General features: G+C 68.6%; 2 protein-coding genes (1 of these 2 only partly in view). Both read right to left on the bottom strand.

What is annotated here, in order from left to right; genetic code table 11:
* A protein-coding gene (locus KHP12_RS53885) for a type I polyketide synthase (protein ID WP_246648901.1) crosses the window boundary here: on the bottom strand, positions 1-3,735 show its 5' end (the start). The gene continues 13,731 nt to the left of window position 1, outside the view; the window shows 3,735 of its 17,466 coding nt (coding positions 1-3,735); its start codon is at positions 3,733-3,735; the stop codon falls past the left edge of the window.
* Positions 3,624-19,703, bottom strand: coding sequence for a type I polyketide synthase (locus KHP12_RS51935; protein WP_246648896.1), 16,080 nt, complete (start codon positions 19,701-19,703; stop codon positions 3,624-3,626). The genes KHP12_RS53885 and KHP12_RS51935 overlap by 112 nt, the downstream gene beginning before the upstream one ends.
* Between the last annotated feature and the right edge of the window lie 4 nt (positions 19,704-19,707).

Here is a 19,707-nt window from a genome sequence, read left to right as displayed (position 1 = left end):
CTGCATCAACCGACCCCGAGCAGCCACCACCTTGGCCGCATCCTCCAACGACCACACACCCGCCACATACGCCGCAGCCAACTCACCAATCGAATGACCCAGCAGATAATCCGGCTTCACACCCCACGAGGTGATCAGCCGATACAGCGACACCTCAAGCGCAAACAACCCCGCCTGCGTATACGCCGTCTCCCCGATCAACCCGGCATCATCACCCCACACCACCTCACCCACCGACCGATCCAGATGCTGGTCCAGCTGAGCGCACACCTCATCCCACGCCACAGCGAACACCGGATACGCCTCATACAACCCACGCCCCATCCCCAACCGCTGCGACCCCTGACCCGCAAACAACACACCCAACCCACCCACCACCGGAGCACCCTCCGAAGCTCCAAGCAACTCCTCACCATCCGCAACCACCACCACCGCACGATGCGACAACCCAGACCGAGTGGCCACCAAAGACCAGCCCACATCCACCGGATCCAGCCCTGGATTCCGATCCGCGAAGGCCCGCAACCGCTCCACCTGCGCCCGCACCGCCGCCTCACCCGCGCCCGACACCACCCACGGCACAGCAGGCAGCTCCACGGGTTCGACCTGCGGCTCCTCCGCCACGGCGGGCGGCTGCTCCACAATCACATGGGCATTGGTCCCACTCACCCCGAACGCCGACACACCCACCCGGCGCGGCCGATCGACGTCCGGCCAAGCAGCGCCTTCCCTCAACAACTCAACGGCGCCGGACGACCAGTCCACATGCGGTGTCGGCTCATCCACGTGCAGCGTTCGCGGCAACACCCCATGCCGCATCGCCATCACCATCTTGATCACACCAGCCACACCCGCAGCCGCCTGCGTATGACCAATGTTCGACTTCACCGACCCCAACCACAACGGCCGACCCACATCCCGACCCTGACCGTACGTGGCCAACAACGCCTGCGCCTCAATCGGATCACCCAGCGCCGTACCCGTGCCATGCGCCTCCACCGCATCCACATCCACCGCCGACAACCCCGCGCTCGCCAACGCCTGCCAGATCACCCGCTGCTGCGACGGACCATTCGGCGCCGTCAAACCATTCGACGCACCGTCTTGATTCACCGCGGAGCCGGAGACAACAGCCAGCACCGGATGCCCGTTCCGCTCGGCATCCGACAGTCGCTCCACCACCAGCAGCCCGACACCCTCCGACCAGCCCGTCCCATCCGCGCCGGCAGCGAAGGGCTTGCAGCGGCCATCGGCGGCCAGTCCACGCTGACGCGAGAACTCCACAAAGGTGGCGGGTGTCGCCATCACCGTCACTCCGCCGGCCAGCGCGAGGGAGCACTCGCCCGACCGAAGAGCCCGCACCGCCCAGTGCAGCGCCACCAACGAGGACGAGCACGCCGTGTCAACGGTGACCGCCGGGCCCTCCAGCCCAAACGTATAGGCCACCCGACCGGACACCACGCTGCCCGCGTTGCCGGTCAGAAGGTATCCCTCGGATCCTTCCGGGGCCTGCCCGTCCCCGCCGCCGCCATAGCCCTGCGCGGACGCACCCACGAAGACGCCGGTCTGGCTGCCCTTGAGCGTCGAGGCCGGGATTCCGGCCCGCTCGAACGCCTCCCAGGACGCCTCAAGCAGCAGCCGCTGCTGCGGATCCATCGCGGTCGCCTCACGCGGCGAGATCCCGAAGAATCCGGCGTCGAACTCAGCCGCGTCATGGAGGAACCCACCCGAGCGGACGTACGACCGGCCCGAGCGAGTGGCGTCGGCGTCGTACACACCGGCCAGGTCCCAGCCACGGTCGGACGGGAAGGACGATACGGCGTCGCCACCGGCGCTGACCAGCCGCCACAGCGCCTCCGGAGAGTCCACGCCGCCCGGGAATCGGCAGCTCATGCCGATGATCACGATGGGATCGTCGGCCACCGCGATGGGCGTGTGCGGTACCTGTACCTCTTCGGCCAGTCCGAGCGCCGCCCCGCACACATGCTCGGCGAGTGCCGCCGGAGTCGGGTAGTCGAAGATCACGGACGCCGGGAATCGCAGCTGAGTAGCCGTGCCGAGCCGGTCCCGCAATTCCACGGCGGTCAGCGAGTCGAAGCCCAGCTCCTGGAACGTCCGGTCGAGGCCGATCGCGGTCGGGTTCCGGTGGCCCAACACCTCGGCGGCATGCGTCCGTACGAGCTCCACGACCGCACGGTCCCGGTCCTCGCGCGGCAATCCGCGCAGCTCGACCGCGAACTCACCCACCGTCGACGCGAGTGGTTCGGGCGGGTCCGGGATGAGCTCGCTCAGCAGTGGGCTCGGACGCAACGCGGTGAACCTTGACCCGAACCGCTCCCAGTCCACATCCGCCACCACAAGCGCCGTCTCACCCTCACCCAACGCCCGCCCCAACGCAGCGACCGCCGACCCCGGAGCCATCCCCGACACACCACGCTCAACCAGAAATTCCTCACCCCCAACAGCCATACCACCCCCGCCCCACATCCCCCACGCCACCGACGTCGCCACCAACCCAACACCACGACGCCGCCACGCCAACCCATCCAAAAACGCGTTCGCCGCCGCATACGCCGACTGATGACCGCTCCCCCACACCCCCGCCACCGACGAGAACAACACAAAGGCATCCAGCTCGGCGTCCGCCAGCAGCGCGTCCAGGTTCGCCGCCCCGGCAACCTTCGACCGCGTGCTCTCCTCGAACTCCTCGGGTGTCAGGCTGTCCACCGCACTCCAGCTCGGCACCCCTGCGGCGTGTACGACCACCCGGAGATCGGGGATGGTGGCCAGCAGCGTCGCGACCGCATCCCGATCAGCGACATCGCACACGACCACCGTCACCTGGACTCCGAGCTCCTCCAACTCGGTCACCAGCTCGGCCGCACCCGGGGTCTCGATCCCCCGGCGGCTCGTCAGTACGATGCGCTCCACCCCGGTCCCCGCCAGCCAGCGCGCCACATGGCCGCCCAGCGCCCCCGTACCCCCGGTGATCAAGGCAGTTCCCCGGCCACGCCACCCGGCAGACGTGTCCGCCATCGGTGTCGCCCGGCTCAGCCGAGCACCCCACGCCCCGGCGGCCCGGATGGCCACCTGATCCTCCCCGGTGCGCCCGGCGAGAACTCCGACCAACGACGCACCGACACGCGCATCCACCTCCGTAGGCAGGTCGATCAGCCCGCCCCAACGGTCCGGATGCTCCAGCCCGATCACACGGCCCAGCCCCCAGACGGCCGACGCATACGGATCCACCACATCCCCGTCCACCACGGAAACCGCACCCCGCGTCACACACCACAACGGCGCATCGACCCCGGCCGCCCCGAGAGCCTGCACCAACGCCACCGTCGCCTCGACCGACAACAACGACACCACACCCGCAGCCGCGACCTCGCCCAGCTCCGCCGACGTCACGACCTCGGCATCGGCCCCAGCCGACCGCAGCGCAGCAGCCACATCGGTGCCGTCCGCACCCGGCTCGACCACGACCAGCCACGTGCCGGTGAGGCCCGGCTCCCCCGGCACCGCCGGGATCGGCGTCCAGCCGAGCCGGTAACGCCACCCGTCGATGACCGACTGTTCCTGGTGTGCCCGTCGCCACGACGCCAAAGCAGGCAACGCGGCACTCAACGACTGCTCAGCATCGACACCAAGAGCCTCCGCATCGCCACGCTCGACCGCATCCCAGAACGCCGCGTCCACCGCGCTCGTCGCAGACCGCTCAGGGGACGACTCCAACCAGAACCGCTCACGCTGGAAGGCATACGTCGGCAAATCAACCCGCCGAGCACCCGGAACACCGCATCCCAGTCCACCTCCACACCTCGGACGTACAGCCCGCCCAAAGCCGCCATCACCGCAGTCGGTTCCGGACAGTCCCGGCGCAGCACCGACACACCGTCGCCATCGGCCAGCGCGGTCAACGTCCCGTCCGGCCCCAGCTCCAGGAACGAACCAACCCCTCGCTCCCGGAGGGTGTTCAGCCCATCGGCGAACCGGACCGTCTCCCGCACATGCCGCACCCAATATTCCGGCGAACAGAGCTCTTCACCGGCCACCACACCGGACACATTCGATACGACGGGCACGCTCGGAACGCGGAACTCAACGCCGTTCAGCACCTCGCCGAACTCGGCGAGCATGCCGTCCATACGAGCCGAATGGAACGCATGACTCACCCGCAACCGCCGCGTCCGCACCCCACCGATGGCGAATGTCTCCTCGATGGCGTGCACCGCATCCTCATCCCCCGAGACCACCACCGACTCGGGACCATTCACCGCCGCAACCGCCACCCCATCGGTCAGCAGCGGCCGCACCTCATCCTCCGAGACCGCCACCGCCACCATCGCACCACCCGACGGCAACGCCTGCATCAACCGACCCCGAGCAGCCACCACCCTGGCCGCGTCCTCCAACGACCACACACCCGCCACATACGCCGCAGCCAACTCACCAATGGAATGACCCAGCAGATAATCCGGCTTCACACCCCACGAAGACACCAACGCAAACAGCGCCACCTCAAGCGCGAACAACCCCGCCTGCGTATACGCCGTCTCCCCGATCAACCCGGCATCATCACCCCACACCACCTCACCCAACGGCCTATCCAGATACCGATCCAGCTCCCCACACACCTCATCCCACACCGCAGCAAACACCGGATACGCCTCATACAACCCACGCCCCATCCCCAACCGCTGCGACCCCTGACCCGCAAACAACACACCCAACCCACCCGCCACCGGAACACCCACCACCACCGAACCCAACCCACCCAGCAACTCCTCACGATCCGCACCCACCACCACCGCACGATGCGACAACCCAGCACGACCAGTCGCCAAAGACCAGCCCACATCCACCGGATCCAGACCCGGATTCCGATCCGCGAAGGCCCGCAACCGCTCCACCTGCGCCCGCACCGCCGCCTCACCCGCACCCGACACCACCCACGGCACAGCAGGCAACACCACACCTTCAGCCTCAGGCTCCGCCACTTCAGGCGCCTGCTCCAACACCACATGCGCATTCGTCCCACTCACCCCGAACGCCGAGACACCCGCCCGGCGGGGCCGCCCGGCCTCCGGCCAGCCCGTGTGCTCGCCCAGGAGCTCCACCGCGCCGGTGGACCAATCCACATGCGGCGACGGCTCATCGATGTGCAGACTCCGCGGCAGCACACCGTGCCGCATCGCCATCACCATCTTGATCACACCAGCCACACCCGCCGCAGCCTGCGTATGACCAATATTCGACTTCACCGACCCCAACCACAACGGCCGACCCACATCCCGACCCTGACCGTACGTGGCCAGCAGCGCCTGCGCCTCAATCGGATCACCCAACGCCGTACCCGTACCATGCGCCTCCACCGCATCCACATCCACCGCCGACAACCCCGCGCTCGCCAACGCCTGCCGGATCACCCGCTGCTGCGACGGACCATTCGGCGCCGTCAAACCATTCGACGCACCATCCTGATTCACCGCCGAACCCCGCACCACCGCCAACACCCGATGCCCAAGCCGCTCCGCATCCGACAACCGCTCCACCACCAGCATCCCCACGCCCTCGGAGAAACCGGTGCCATCAGCCGCCCCCGCAAACGCCTTGCACCGACCATCGGCGGCCAGGCCGCGCTGGCGGGAGAACTCCACGAACAGACCCGGTGTCGCCATCACCGTCACACCGCCCGCAAGCGCCAGCGAGCACTCACCCGACCGCAACGCCTGCACCGCCAGATGCAACGCCACCAACGACGACGAACACGCCGTATCCACCGTCAGCGCCGGGCCCTCAAGGCCCAGGACGTAGGCGATCCGGCCGGACATCACCGATGCCGAGTTGCCCGTTCCGACATGTCCCTCGAACTCCTGCGGCTGATCTCCGCCCAGAAGGCTGACGTAGTCCTGACCATTGGTGCCGGCGAACACCCCGGTCTCGCTGCCCCGCAGCGACCGAGGATCGATCCCCGCCCGCTCGAACGCCTCCCATGACGCCTCCAGCAGCAGCCGCTGCTGCGGGTCCATGGCCACCGCTTCACGTGGCGAGATGCCGAAGAAGTCGGCGTCGAACGCGGTCGCGTCATGGAGGAAGCCACCTGTCCGGGTGTACGAGGTACCCGGGTGACCGGGGTCGCTGTGGAAGAGCCCGGCCAGATCCCAGCCACGGTCCTCGGGGAACGCCGACATCGCGTCCCCGCCCTCGGTGAGGAAGTCCCACAGGTCCTCCGGCGAGCTCACCCCGCCGGGGAAGCGACAGCTCATTCCTACGATCACGATCGGATCGTCGGCCACGGAGGAGCCGCTCGGCTCGGCGCGAAGGGGCTCCCCGACCGTCCCCAGCAGTTCCGACCGCGCGTACTCCGCCAGGGCCAGCGGGGTCGGGTAGTCGAATACGGCAGTGGCCGGGAGCCGCAGACCGGTCGCGGCACCCAGCCGGTTGCGGAACTCGACCGCCGTCACGGAGTCGAAACCGAGCTCCTGGAAGGCACGGTGGGACGACACGGCTTCCGGGTCGGTGTGCCCGAGCACCATCGCGACATTCCGGCGCACCAAATCGAGCAGCAGTCGCCGCTGTTCGGCCACGTCGAGCCCTGCCAGGCGCCCGCTGAGTCCGGATCGGTCCAGGTCCGTCTCCTCGACGACCGATGCGGCCCCCGCGTCAACGAGTCGCCGTATCTCTGGGAGGTCGGCGAGCAAGGGGCTGGGGCGCGTCGCGGTGAAGGCGGCGTAATGGCGTTCCCACTCGATGTCGGCAACCGTGACCACCGCGTCGCCCTGTTCGACGGCCGTACGCAGAGCGGCCACCGCCAGCTCCGGCGACAGTGCGGGAACACCATGTCGCCGCGCCACCTCGCCGGCCTCGCCCTCTCCCATCCCGCCACCGGCCCACAGGCCCCAGGCCACCGATGTCGCCACCAGGCCCTGGGCCCTGCGGTACTCGGCCAGCGCGTCGAGGAAGGCGTTGCCCGGTGCGTAGTTGCCCTGCCCCGGTGTGCCGACCGTCCCGGACAAGGAGGAGAAGAGCACGAACGCGGACAGTTCCATGTCACGGGTCAACTCGTGCAGATGCGTCGCACCGTCGACCTTGACGCGGAGCACCCGGTGCAGTTGCTCGGTGGTCAGGGACTCGACCGTCGCGTCGTCCAGCAGGGCGGCCGTGTGCACAACAGCCGTCAGCGGGCCGACATCCGCCACCAGTTCGGCCAGTTGGGCGCGCTCGGCCACGTCGCACACGGCCACCGTCACCGCCGCTCCGGCCGCCTCCAGGTCCGCCACGAGTGCGGACGCCCCGGGCGCCGCCATACCGCGCCGGCTGGTCAGCACGAGGTGCTCCGCGCCCTGATGCGCCAGCCACCGCGCGATATGACCGCCCAGCGCTCCGGTGCCTCCGGTGACCAGTACGGTCCCGCTCGGCTGCCAGGACGGCAGGTCGGTACGCAACGCGGGGGCATGGACGAGCCTGCGCCCGAAGGCCCCCACCGTCCGGATCGCGACCTGGTCCTCGCCCGAAACGCCTGACAGGACCCTTGCCAGCTGTTCCCGTGCCCTCGTGTTCACCTCGGTCGGCAGGTCGATGAGACCACCCCAGCGCAGGGGCTGCTCGAGTGCGATCACTCGGCCGACGCCCCACACCAGTGCCTGCGCCGATGCGGACGCGAGGAGGGTGTCAGCGGGCCCGGTGGACACGGCGCGTTGGGTCAGGCTCCACAGCGGGGCCTCTACTCCCATGTCGCCCAACGCCTGAGTCAGCAGGACCGTCATCGCGAAGCCGATGGGCACGGAGGCGTAGTCGGGGTGCGGCCGCTGGTCCAGAGCGACCAGCGACACCACGCCGCTGATGCTCGCCGCGCTCGTCGTGCTGCTCGTACCGGTTATGTTCGTCAGCCGGTCGGCCAGCACGGCACGATCCAGGTGTCGCTCGTCCACCGGGCACACCACTGGCTCTGCCCCGTACTCGGCGAGCGTCTCGCTTACGCCGGAGACCCACTCATGGTCGGCGTCGGCCTGGGAAACCACGACCAGCCAAGCGCCTGACAACGCCGCGGGTCGGTCATCGACGAGCGGCTTCCAGTTGACCTGGTACCGGACGGCCTCCAGTGCGGACCACTCGTGCCGTCGGCGGCGCCAGGCCGACAAGGCGGGCAGCAAGCCATCCAGCGACGCGCCGTCGACCTGCAAGGTGGTTGCCAGCGATGCGGTGTCTTCACGCTCGACGGCCGCCCAGAACTCGCCGTCCGAAGCGGGCACGCCAGCGTCCCGGGCCATGTCCGGGGCGGTGGGCTCGACCCAGAAGCGCTCCCGCTGGAAGGGGTAGGTCGGCAAGTCGACATGCCGGGCGCCAGTCCCTTCGAACGCCTGCCGCCAGTCCGTCGCCACCCCTCGTACGGACAGCTCGGCCAGCGCGGTGAGGAAGCGCGCCGGACCGCCGTCGTCGCGGCGCAGCGATCCGGTGACGAGGATGTCGGTGGCGGTGTCGGTGGTGTCGGCGGTGTCCTGGATGCCGACGGTCAGTACCGGATGCGGGCTGGCCTCGACGAACACCGTATGGCCCTGGTCGATCAGTGCTTCGACGGTGCTCTGGAACTCCACCGTCTCACGCAGATTCCGATACCAGTACTCCGCGTCCAACCCCACAGTGTCCATCAGCCGACCGGTCACCGTCGAAAAGAACGGCACCACACCCGTACGCGGCCGGACCGGCGCCAACGCCTCCGCCAGCTCCTCCCGGATCCCCTCCACCTGCGCCGAATGCGAGGCGTAATCCACCGGGATCCGTTTGGCTTCCGGGAACTCCGCGAGCACCGCCTCCAGCACCTCAACCGCCCCGGACACCACCGTCGACACCGGACCATTCACCGCCGCCACCGACAACCCCGCACGACCCCGCAGCCGATCGGCGGGCACCGGAACCGACACCATCCCACCCCGACCCGACAGAGCCAGCAACGCCCTGCTCCGCAAGGCCACCACACGAGCCCCATCCTCCAAAGTCAACGCACCCGCCACACACGCCGCAGCAATCTCACCCTGCGAATGCCCCACCACCGCCGACGGCACCACACCAAACGAACGCCACAGCTCAGCCAGGGACACCATCACCGCCCACAGCACCGGCTGCACCACATCAACCCGGCCGAGCGCAACCTCATCGCCCAGCACATCGAACAACGACCACTCGACGAACGGGGCCAGCACATCGGCACATTCACGCATCCGCTCCGCGAACACCGGCGAATGCTCCAGCAGTTCCAAGGCCATTCCGGCCCACTGCGACCCCTGCCCCGGGAAGACGAACACCACCCCGGAACGCATGCGGGCCTCGCCGACCGTGGCACTGCCACTGGCCACGGCCTCCAGCTCACGGAGGAGCTCCTCGCGGTCAGCACCCACGACCACCGCACGGTGTGACAACACCGAGCGAGCCGATGCCAGCGACCAGCCGACATCGACCGGACGCAGATCAGCATCGGCGTTCACGAAGGACCGAATCCTGAGGGCATGCGCCCGTAGCCCCGCCTCGCTCCGAGCCGAAAGTATCCACGGAACAGCTGGCGGTTCGGGCGTTCGCGCCGTGTCGGTCTCCTCGGGGTCGGCCAGCGCACATGCCTGTTCGAGGATCACATGCGCGTTGGTGCCACTCACACCGAACGAGGAGACCGCGGCGCGTCGCGGCGCTCCCGTCCGTGGCCAGGGGGACGGTTCGGTGAGCAGTGCGATCCGTCCGGCCGTCCAGTCCACGTGGGGAGTGGGCTCATCGATGTGCAGGCTCTGCGGCAGCACACCGTGGCGCATCGCCATCACCATCTTGATCACACCAGCCACACCGGCCGCGGCCTGCGTATGGCCGATGTTGGACTTCACGGAGCCCAGCAGCAGCGGCCGATCCGGATCCCGGTCCTGGCCGTAGGTGGCCAGCAGAGCCTGCGCCTCGATGGGGTCGCCCAGCGTCGTACCCGTACCGTGCGCCTCCACCGCGTCCACGTCCACCGTGGACAGCCGCGCGTTCGCCAGCGCCTGCCGGATCACCCGCTGCTGCGACGGACCATTCGGCGCCGTCAAGCCATTCGACGCACCGTCCTGGTTGACGGCGGAGCCACGCATCACCGCCAACGCCCGGTGGCCGTTCCGCTCCGCGTCGGACAGCCGCTCCAACAGCAGAACGCCTACGCCTTCGCCCCAGCCGGTGCCGTCCGCGCCCGCCGCGAACGCCTTGCACCGGCCATCAGCGGCCAACGCGCCTTGCCGGGAGAACTCGGCGAACGCGGTGGGCGTGGCCATTACCGTGGCGCCGCCCGCAAGGGCCATACGGCATTCGCCCGAGCGCAGCGCCTGCGCGGCCAGGTGCATGGCCACCAACGACGACGAACACGCGGTGTCCACGGTGATGGCCGGGCCCTCGAGCCCGAAGGTGTAGGACAGTCGGCCGGACGCCACGCTCGCCGCACTGCCGGTGGCCAGATGGCCGTCCGCACGCTGTGGCGCGTTACCGACGAGGGCGGCGTAATCCTGGCCGTTGGTGCCGACGAACACTCCGGTGGGGCTGCCGCGCAACGCGTCCGCGGCGATCCCGGCCCGCTCGAAGACCTCCCACGACGCCTCCAGCAACAGCCGCTGCTGCGGATCCATCGCGATCGCCTCGCGCGGCGAGATCCCGAAGAACGCGGGATCGAACTCGGCCGCCGTGTAGAGGAAGCCACCCGCCCGGACCGACGCGCCATCGGCTCCGCCGACGAGGTCCCAGCCGCGGTCCTGTGGAAAGGCGGAAATGGCATCCGTCCCCGACTCCAGGAGCCGCCACAGCTCCTCGGGCGAGTCGACGCCACCAGGGAATCGGCAGCTCATGCCGATGATCGCAATCGGGTCGTCATCCACCGGAGCCGTGGCGACCGTCGGCGAGAACGCTGCCGACCCCGCCCCGAGCAGTTGCTCCCGCAGGTGGCCGGCGAGAAGTTCCGGAGTGGGGTAGTCGAAGACGACCGAGGCAGGTGTCCGCACTCCGGTGGCCGCCATGAGCCGATTGCGGAATTCGATCGCGGTCAGGGAGTCGAAACCGGCTGACTGGAATGTCGCTGCGGTGTCGATCGCCGCCGGGGTGGCGTGTCCCAGAACGACGGCCACCTGGCCACGTACGAGTTCAAGGAGCGTCCGTTCCCGCTCGGCCGGGGGAAGGGCCCGTAGCCGGTCGACGAACTCGCCCGCCGCGGGCGCGGAATGGGCCGCTCCACCCAGCAATTCACCAAACAGCGGACTGGGCCGTACGGCGGTGAACCGGGAGCCGAAGTGCTCCCAGTCGATGTCCGCGATCATCAGTGCGGTCTCGTCGTCGTCCAACGCTCGCTGAAGCGCTGCCAGCGCCAGCCGTGGTGCCATGGCCCGTGCGTGCCCGGCTCCCATGCCGCTGTCGGCCCAGGCTCCCCAGGCCACCGACGTGGCCACCAACCCCTCCGCCCGACGCCGCCAAGCCAACCCATCCAACACCGCATTGGCCGCCGCGTAACTCCCCTGACCCGCATTACCCACAGTCCCCGCAGCCGACGAGAACAACACAAACGCGTCCAGCTCCCGACCCCGCGTCAACTCATCAAGATGCCGCGCGCCCTCCGCCTTGACCCGCATCACCTCACGAACCCGCTCAGACGTCAGCGACTCCAGCACACCGTCATCCAGCACACCCGCCGCATGCACCACCACCCGCAACCCCTCAATCGACCCCACCAACTCCGCCACCGCACCCCGATCCGCCACATCACACGCCACCACCCGCACCCGCGCACCCAACCCCTCCAACTCCCCCACCAGCTCCAACGCACCAGACGCAGCCATCCCCCGACGACTCACCAGCACAACCTCCTCCACACCCGAACCCGCCAGCCACCGCGCCACATGACCACCCAACGCACCCGTACCACCCGTCACCAACGCCGTCCCCCGACCCCGCCACACACCCGACCCACCCGACCCCAACCTCGACCCCGACCCCGACCCAGACCCCGACACCCGCACCAGCCGAGCACCCCAAGCCCCACCACTACGAATGGCGACCTGATCCTCCCCCGTACCCCCACCCAACACCCGGCACAACCAAACCCCCGCCTCCTCATCCACCACCACCGGCGCATCGATCAGACCACCCCACCGCTCCGGATGCTCCAAACCGATCACCCGACCAAGACCCCACACCCCCGACTGCCCCGGATCCACCACATCCCCATCGACCACCGACACCGCACCCCGAGTCACACACCACAACGGCGCATCGATCCCGGCCGTCCCCAGGGCCTGCACCAGTGACACCGTCGCCTCGACCGGCAACAACGACACCACACCCGCAGCCGCGACCTCGCCCAGCTCCGCCGTCGTCACAACTCGCGCATCGGCCCCCGCAGCCCGCAGCACGGCGACCACGTCGTCTCCGCCCTCGCCCACCACCAGCCACGTGCCGCGCAAACTCGGCTGCTCAGAAGCGGCCCCGATCGGGGACCAGTCGAGGCGATACCGCCAGGACTCGACCAGTGACCTCTCCTGGTGACGGCGGCGCCAGGACGAGAGGGCGGGCAGTGCGGCGCTGAGCGGCTGTTCGGCATCGATGCCGAACGAACCGAGATCCCCACGCTCGACCGCATCCCAGAACGCCGCGTCCACCGCGCTCGTCGCAGACCGCTCAGGGGACGACTCCAACCAGAACCGCTCACGCTGGAAGGCATACGTCGGCAAATCAACCCGCCGAGCACCCGGGAACACCGCATCCCAGTCCACCTCCACACCCCGCACATGGAGCTCCCCCAGAGCCGTCATGGCCGCAGTGGGGTCGGAACGACCGGGCCGCAGCATCGACACACCATCGCCATCGGCCAGCGCGGTCAACGTCCCGTCCGGCCCCAGCTCCAGGAAGGAACCCACCCCCAGCTCGCGGAGGGTGTCCAGCCCATCGGCGAACCGGACCGTCTCCCGCACATGCCGCACCCAATATTCCGGCGAACAGAGCTCTTCACCCGCCACCACACCGGACACGTTCGATACAACGGGCACGCTCGGAACGCGGAACTCAACGCCGTTCAGCACCTCGCCGAACTCCGCGAGCATGCCGTCCATACGAGCCGAATGAAACGCATGACTCACCCGCAACCGCCGCGTCCGCACCCCACGCCCAGCCAACACATCCACAACCGCCTGAACCGCATCCTCATCACCCGAGACCACCACCGACTCGGGACCGTTCACCGCCGCAACCGCCACCCGATCGGTCAGCAGCGGCCGCACCTCATCCTCCGACGCCGCCACCGCAACCATCGCCCCACCCAACGGCAACCCCTGCATCAAACGACCCCGAGCAGCCACCACCCGGGCGGCGTCCTCCAACGACCACACACCTGCCACATACGCCGCAGCCAACTCACCAATCGAATGACCCAGCAGATAGTCCGGCTTCACACCCCACGAGGTGATCAGCCGATACAGCGACACCTCAAGCGCGAACAACCCCGCCTGCGTATACGCCGTCTCCCCGATCAACCCGGCATCATCACCCCACACCACCTCACCCACCGACCGATCCAGATGCTGGTCCAGCTGAGCGCACACCTCATCCCACGCCACAGCAAACACCGGATACGCCTCATACAACCCACGACCCATCCCCAACCGCTGCGACCCCTGACCCGCAAACAACACACCCAACCCGCCCGCCACCGGCACACCCACCACCACCGAACCCAACCCACCCAGCAACTCCTCACGATCCGCACCCACCACCACCGCACGATGCGACAACGCAGAGCGAGTGGCCGCCAAAGACCAGCCCACATCAACCGGATCCAGCCCAGGATCACCCGCCACAAACGCCCGCAACTGCTCCGCCTGCGCCCGCACCGCCGCCTCACCCGCACCCGACACCACCCACGGCACAGCAGGCAACGCAACACCCTTGCCCCGAGACTCCTCCACCACTCCAGGCGCCTGCTCCAACACCACATGCGCGTTCGTCCCACTCACCCCGAACGACGACACGCCTGCCCGACGCGGCCTGCCCATCTCCGGCCAAGCAGCCCTCTCGCTCAGCAGCTCGACCGCCCCGGACGACCAGTCCACATGCGGCGACGGCTCATCGATGTGCAGCGTTCGCGGCAACACCCCATGCCGCATCGCCATCACCATCTTGATCACACCAGCCACACCCGCAGCCGCCTGCGTATGACCGATGTTCGACTTCAGGGACCCCAACCACAACGGCTGATCCGCGTCCCGGTCCTGACCGTACGTGGCCAACAGGGCCTGCGCCTCAATCGGATCACCCAGCGCCGTACCCGTACCATGCGCCTCCACCGCATCCACATCCGACGCCACAAGACCCGCGCTCGCCAACGCCTGTCGGATCACCCGCTGTTGCGACGGACCATTCGGCGCCGTCAAACCATTCGACGCACCATCCTGATTCACCGCCGAACCCCGCACCACCGCCAACACCCGATGCCCAAGCCGCTCAGCATCCGACAACCGCTCCAGCAGCAGCAGCCCGACACCCTCCGACCAACCCGTCCCATCCGCACCGGCGGCAAAGGACTTGCAGCGGCCATCGGCGGCCAGCCCACGCTGACGCGAGAACTCCACGAAGGCCGTGGGGGTGGCCATCACCGTGACACCGCCCGCAAGCGCCAGCGAGCACTCACCCGACCGCAACGCCTGCACCGCCAGATGCAACGCCACCAACGACGACGAACACGCCGTATCCACCGTGACCGCCGGGCCCTCAAGCCCCAGCGTGTACGACACCCGACCCGAAATGACACTGCCCGAACTGCCGGTGAGGAAATAACCTTCCGACGCTTCGGCGGCGCCATAGCCCTGCGGCGAGGCTCCGACGAACACTCCAGTACGGCTGCCCCTGACCGAGGCGGCCGGGATACCGGCCCGCTCGAACGCCTCCCACGCCGCGTGCAGCAGCAGCCGCTGCTGCGGATCCATCGCGGTCGCCTCACGCGGCGAGATACCGAAGAAGCCCGGATCGAACTCGCCCGCGCCGTGGACGAACCCGCCGACACGCGCATACGACGTCCCCGACTCCCCCACAGCCGTGTCGAAGAGGCTGGTCAGGTCCCATCCACGGTCCGTCGGAAAGGCCGTTATGGCGTCGCCGTCGGAGTCGATCAGCCGCCACAGGTCCTCGGGAGACTCGACGTTCCCGGGGAAGCGGCAGCTCATGCCGACGATGACAATGGGATCACCGTCGTCCGGCGCGGCCGCCTGCAACGGCGGCACACTGTCCTGCGGCGAACCGAGCAGTTCCACGCTCAGATATTCGGCGAGGCCCACAGGAGTCGGATAGTCGAAGATCATCGTGGCCGGCGGTCGGATACCGGTGGCCGTGGCGATCCGGTTGCACAGTTCCACCGCGGTCAGCGAGTCGAAGCCGATCTCCTGGAACGTCCTGCCCGGATCGATGGCCTCCGGGCCCTGATGCCCCAGTACGGCCGCGGCCGAAACACGCACCAGCTCGACGGCCGCGCGCATGCGCTCGCCCTCGGACATGGTCCGGAAACGGGTCGCGAAGTCACCCAGCGGAGCCCCCGAGCCGGCGGCGTCGGGGATCAGCTCGCTCAGCAGTGGGCTCGGGCGCAACGCGGTGAACCTCGACCCGAACCGCTCCCAGTCCACATCCGCCACCACAAGCGCCGTCTCACCCTCACCCAACGCCCGCCCCAACGCCACAACCGCCGACCCCGGAGCCATCCCCGACACACCACGCTCAACCAGAAACTCCTCACCCCCAACAGCCATACCACCCCCACCCCACATCCCCCACGCCACCGACGTCGCCACCAACCCAACACCACGACGCCGCCACGCCAACCCATCCAAAAACGCGTTCGCCGCCGCATACGCCGACTGATGACCGCTCCCCCACACCCCCGCCACCGACGAGAACAACACAAAGGCATCCAAGGACCTATCGCGCGTCAGCTCATCCAGGTGGATGGCTCCCGCGACCTTCGCCCGCATCCCGTCCTGAAGGCCCTGTGCGGTAAGTGCGCTCAACGCACCCCAGCTCGGTACCCCCGCGGCGTGGACGACCACGCGGAGGTCCGGAATGGTCTCGATCAGCTCCGCAACCGCGTCCCGATCGGCCACATCACACGCCACGACGCGGGCCGATACGCCCGTGGCCGACAGTTCGGCGACCAGTTCCCGTGCTCCGGGAGCGTCCGCGCCTCGTCGGCTCGTCAACACGATCTCTTCAACACCGGTATCCGCGAGCCATCGGGCGACGTGGCTCCCCAAGGCACCCGTTCCACCGGTGATCAGCGCGGCCCCCGACGCTTCCCAGGCAGTGGACGGCCGCGGGCCCGACGTCGTCGCACGCCTCAGACGACAGCCCAACACCTCGTCGCCACGGATCGCTGTGTGGTCCTCACCCGTGGCGCCGGAAAGCACCGAGCACAACAGACCGGAGGTTCGCTCACCCCATGCGGTGGGCAGGTCGATCAGCCCGCCCCAACGGTCCGGATGCTCCAGCCCGATCACACGGCCCAGACCCCAGACGGCCGACGCATACGGATCCACCACATCCCCGTCCACCACGGAAACCGCACCCCGCGTCACACACCACAACGGCGCATCAACCCCGGCCGCCCCGAGAGCCTGCACCAACGCCACCGTCGCCTCGACCGACAACAACGACACCACACCCGCCACCGGGCCCGCGTCCAGCTCATCGATCGTTACGACACGCACCTCGGCGCCGGCGCCCCGCAGCGCGGCGACAACGCCCGTCTCCGCCTCATCCGGCTCGACCACCACCAACCACACACCAGAGAGCTGCGAGGAGAGACCCGCGACCGGGGCCCAGGTCAGCCGATACCGCCATGCGTCGATGACCGATTCTTCCTGCCGCGCCCGTCGCCACGACGCCAATGCGGGCAACGCGGCACTCAACGACTGCTCAGCATCAACCCCAAGGGCCTCCGCATCGCCACGCTCGACCGCGTCCCAGAACGCCGCGTCCACCGCGCTCGTCGCAGACCGCTCAGGGGACGACTCCAACCAGAACCGCTCACGTTGGAAGGCATACGTCGGCAAATCAACCCGCCGAGCACCCGGGAACACCGCATCCCAGTCCACCTCCACACCTCGGACGTACAGCCCGCCCAAAGCCGCCATCACCGCAGTCGGTTCCGGACAGTCCCGGCGCAGCACCGACACACCGTCGCCATCGGCCAGCGCGGTCAACGTCCCGTCCGGCCCCACCTCCAGGAACGAACCAACCCCCAGCCCACGCAACGTCTCCAGCCCGTCAGCAAACCGGACCGTCTCCCGCACATGCCGCACCCAGTACCCCGGCGAACACAACTCCTCGCCCGCCACCACACCCGACACATTCGACACCACCGGCATTTCCGGGGCGCGGAACTCCACACCCCGAAGCACCTCACCGAACTCCGCGAGCATGCCGTCCATACGAGCCGAATGGAACGCATGACTCACCCGCAACCGCCGCGTCCGCACCCCACGCCCAGCCAGCACATCCACCACCGCCTGAACCGCATCCTCATCACCCGACAGCACCACCGCCTCAGGACCATTCACCGCCGCAACCACCACACCCTCGGTCAGCAGCGGCCGCACCTCATCCTCCGACGCCGCCACCGCCACCATCGCCCCACCCGACGGCAACGCCTGTATCAAACGACCCCGCGCCGCCACCACCCTCGCCGCGTCCTCCAACGACCACACACCCGCCACATACGCCGCAGCCAACTCACCAATGGAATGACCCAGCAGATAATCCGGCTTCACACCCCACGAGGACACCAACGCAAACAGCGCCACCTCAAGCGCAAACAACCCTGCCTGCGTATACGCCGTCTCCCCGATCAACTCGGCATCATCACCCCACACCACCTCACCCAACGGCCTATCCAGATACCGATCCAGCTCCCCACACACCTCATCCCACACCGCAGCAAACACCGGATACGCCTCATACAACCCACGCCCCATCCCCAACCGCTGCGACCCCTGACCCGCAAACAACACACCCAACCCACCCGCCACCGGAACACCCACCACCGGAGCACCCTCCAAAGCCCCCAACAACTCCTCACGATCCGCACCCACCACCACCGCACGATGCGACAACCCAGCACGCGCAGTCGCCAACGACCACCCCACATCCACCGGATCCAGCCCAGGATCACCCGCCACAAACTCCCGCAACCGCTCCACCTGCGCCCGCACCGCCGCCTCACCCGCACCCGACACCACCCACGGCACAGCAGGCAGCTCCACACGTTCGACCTGCGGCTCCTCCGTCACCGCGGGCGCCTGCTCCACAATCACATGGGCATTGGTCCCACTCACCCCGAACGCCGACACACCCGCCCGACGCGGCCGATCCACCTCCGGCCACGCCACCTGCCCCGTCAACAACTCGACAGCACCGGACGACCAATCCACGTGCGGCGACGGCTCATCCACGTGCAGCGTTCGCGGCAACACCCCATGCCGCATCGCCATCACCATCTTGATCACACCAGCCACACCCGCAGCCGCCTGCGTATGACCAATATTCGACTTCACCGACCCCAACCACAACGGCCGACCCACATCCCGACCCTGACCGTACGTGGCCAACAGGGCCTGCGCCTCAATCGGATCACCCAGCGCCGTACCCGTGCCATGCGCCTCCACCGCATCCACATCCACCGCCGACAAACGGGCATTCGCCAACGCCTGACGGATCACCCGCTGCTGCGACGGACCATTCGGCGCCGTCAAACCATTCGACGCACCATCCTGATTCACCGCACTACCACGCACCACCGCCAACACCCGATGCCCAAGCCGCTCCGCATCGGACAACCGCTCCACCACCAGCATGCCGACGCCCTCGCCCCAGCCGGTGCCGTCCGCCCCCGCCGCGAACGCCTTGCACCGACCGTCCATAGCCAGCCCCCGCTGACGGGAGAACTGGACGAAGGTGCCGGGTGTCGCCATCACCGTGACACCGCCCGCAAGCGCCAGCGAGCACTCACCCGACCGCAACGCCTGCACCGCCAGATGCAACGCCACCAACGACGACGAACACGCCGTATCCACCGTGACCGCCGGGCCCTCAAGCCCCAGCGTGTACGACACGCGGCCGGAGGCGACGCTCGCCGCGCTTCCGATTCCGACGTACCCCTCGAGCTCGTCCGGGACCGCGGACAGCCGCGAGACATAGTCGGAGGACATCAGCCCGGCGAACACCCCGGTCCGGCTGCCCTTCAGGGAATCGGTCGGGATACCCGCCCGCTCCAGGGCCTCCCACGATGCCTCCAGCAGCAGCCGCTGCTGCGGATCCATCGCCAGCGCCTCACGCGGCGAGATCCCGAAGAGGCCGGCGTCGAAGTGGCCGGCATCGGGGATGAACGCGCCCTCGCGGGCGTACGACCGGCCCGCGCGATCCGGGTCGGGGTCGTACAGGCCGTCCAGGTCCCAGCCTCGGTCGGTGGGGAAACCGGAGACCGCGTCCACCGCCGACTCCGTGAGGCGCCACAGGTCCTCCGGGGAGCTCACCCCACCCGGGAAACGGCAGCTCATACCGACGATCGCGATCGGCTCGCGGCTCTTGGCCTCGACGTCCTGGAGACGCTGACGCGTCTGGCGCAGATCGGCGGTGAGCTTCTTGAGGTACTCGAGTACCTTTTCGTCGTTCGACATCCGC

This window comes from Streptomyces asiaticus (assembly GCF_018138715.1).
Lineage (GTDB): Bacteria > Actinomycetota > Actinomycetes > Streptomycetales > Streptomycetaceae > Streptomyces > Streptomyces asiaticus.
The sequence above is the reverse complement of the archived record's forward strand: the minus strand, read 5'-3'. Positions and strand labels throughout refer to the sequence as shown.

Bases quoted from the DNA above. Each gene is read 5' to 3' on its own strand.
- KHP12_RS51935 (WP_246648896.1), bottom strand. From the start codon at position 19,703: ATGTCGAACGACGAAAAGGTACTCGAGTACCTCAAGAAGCTCACCGCC.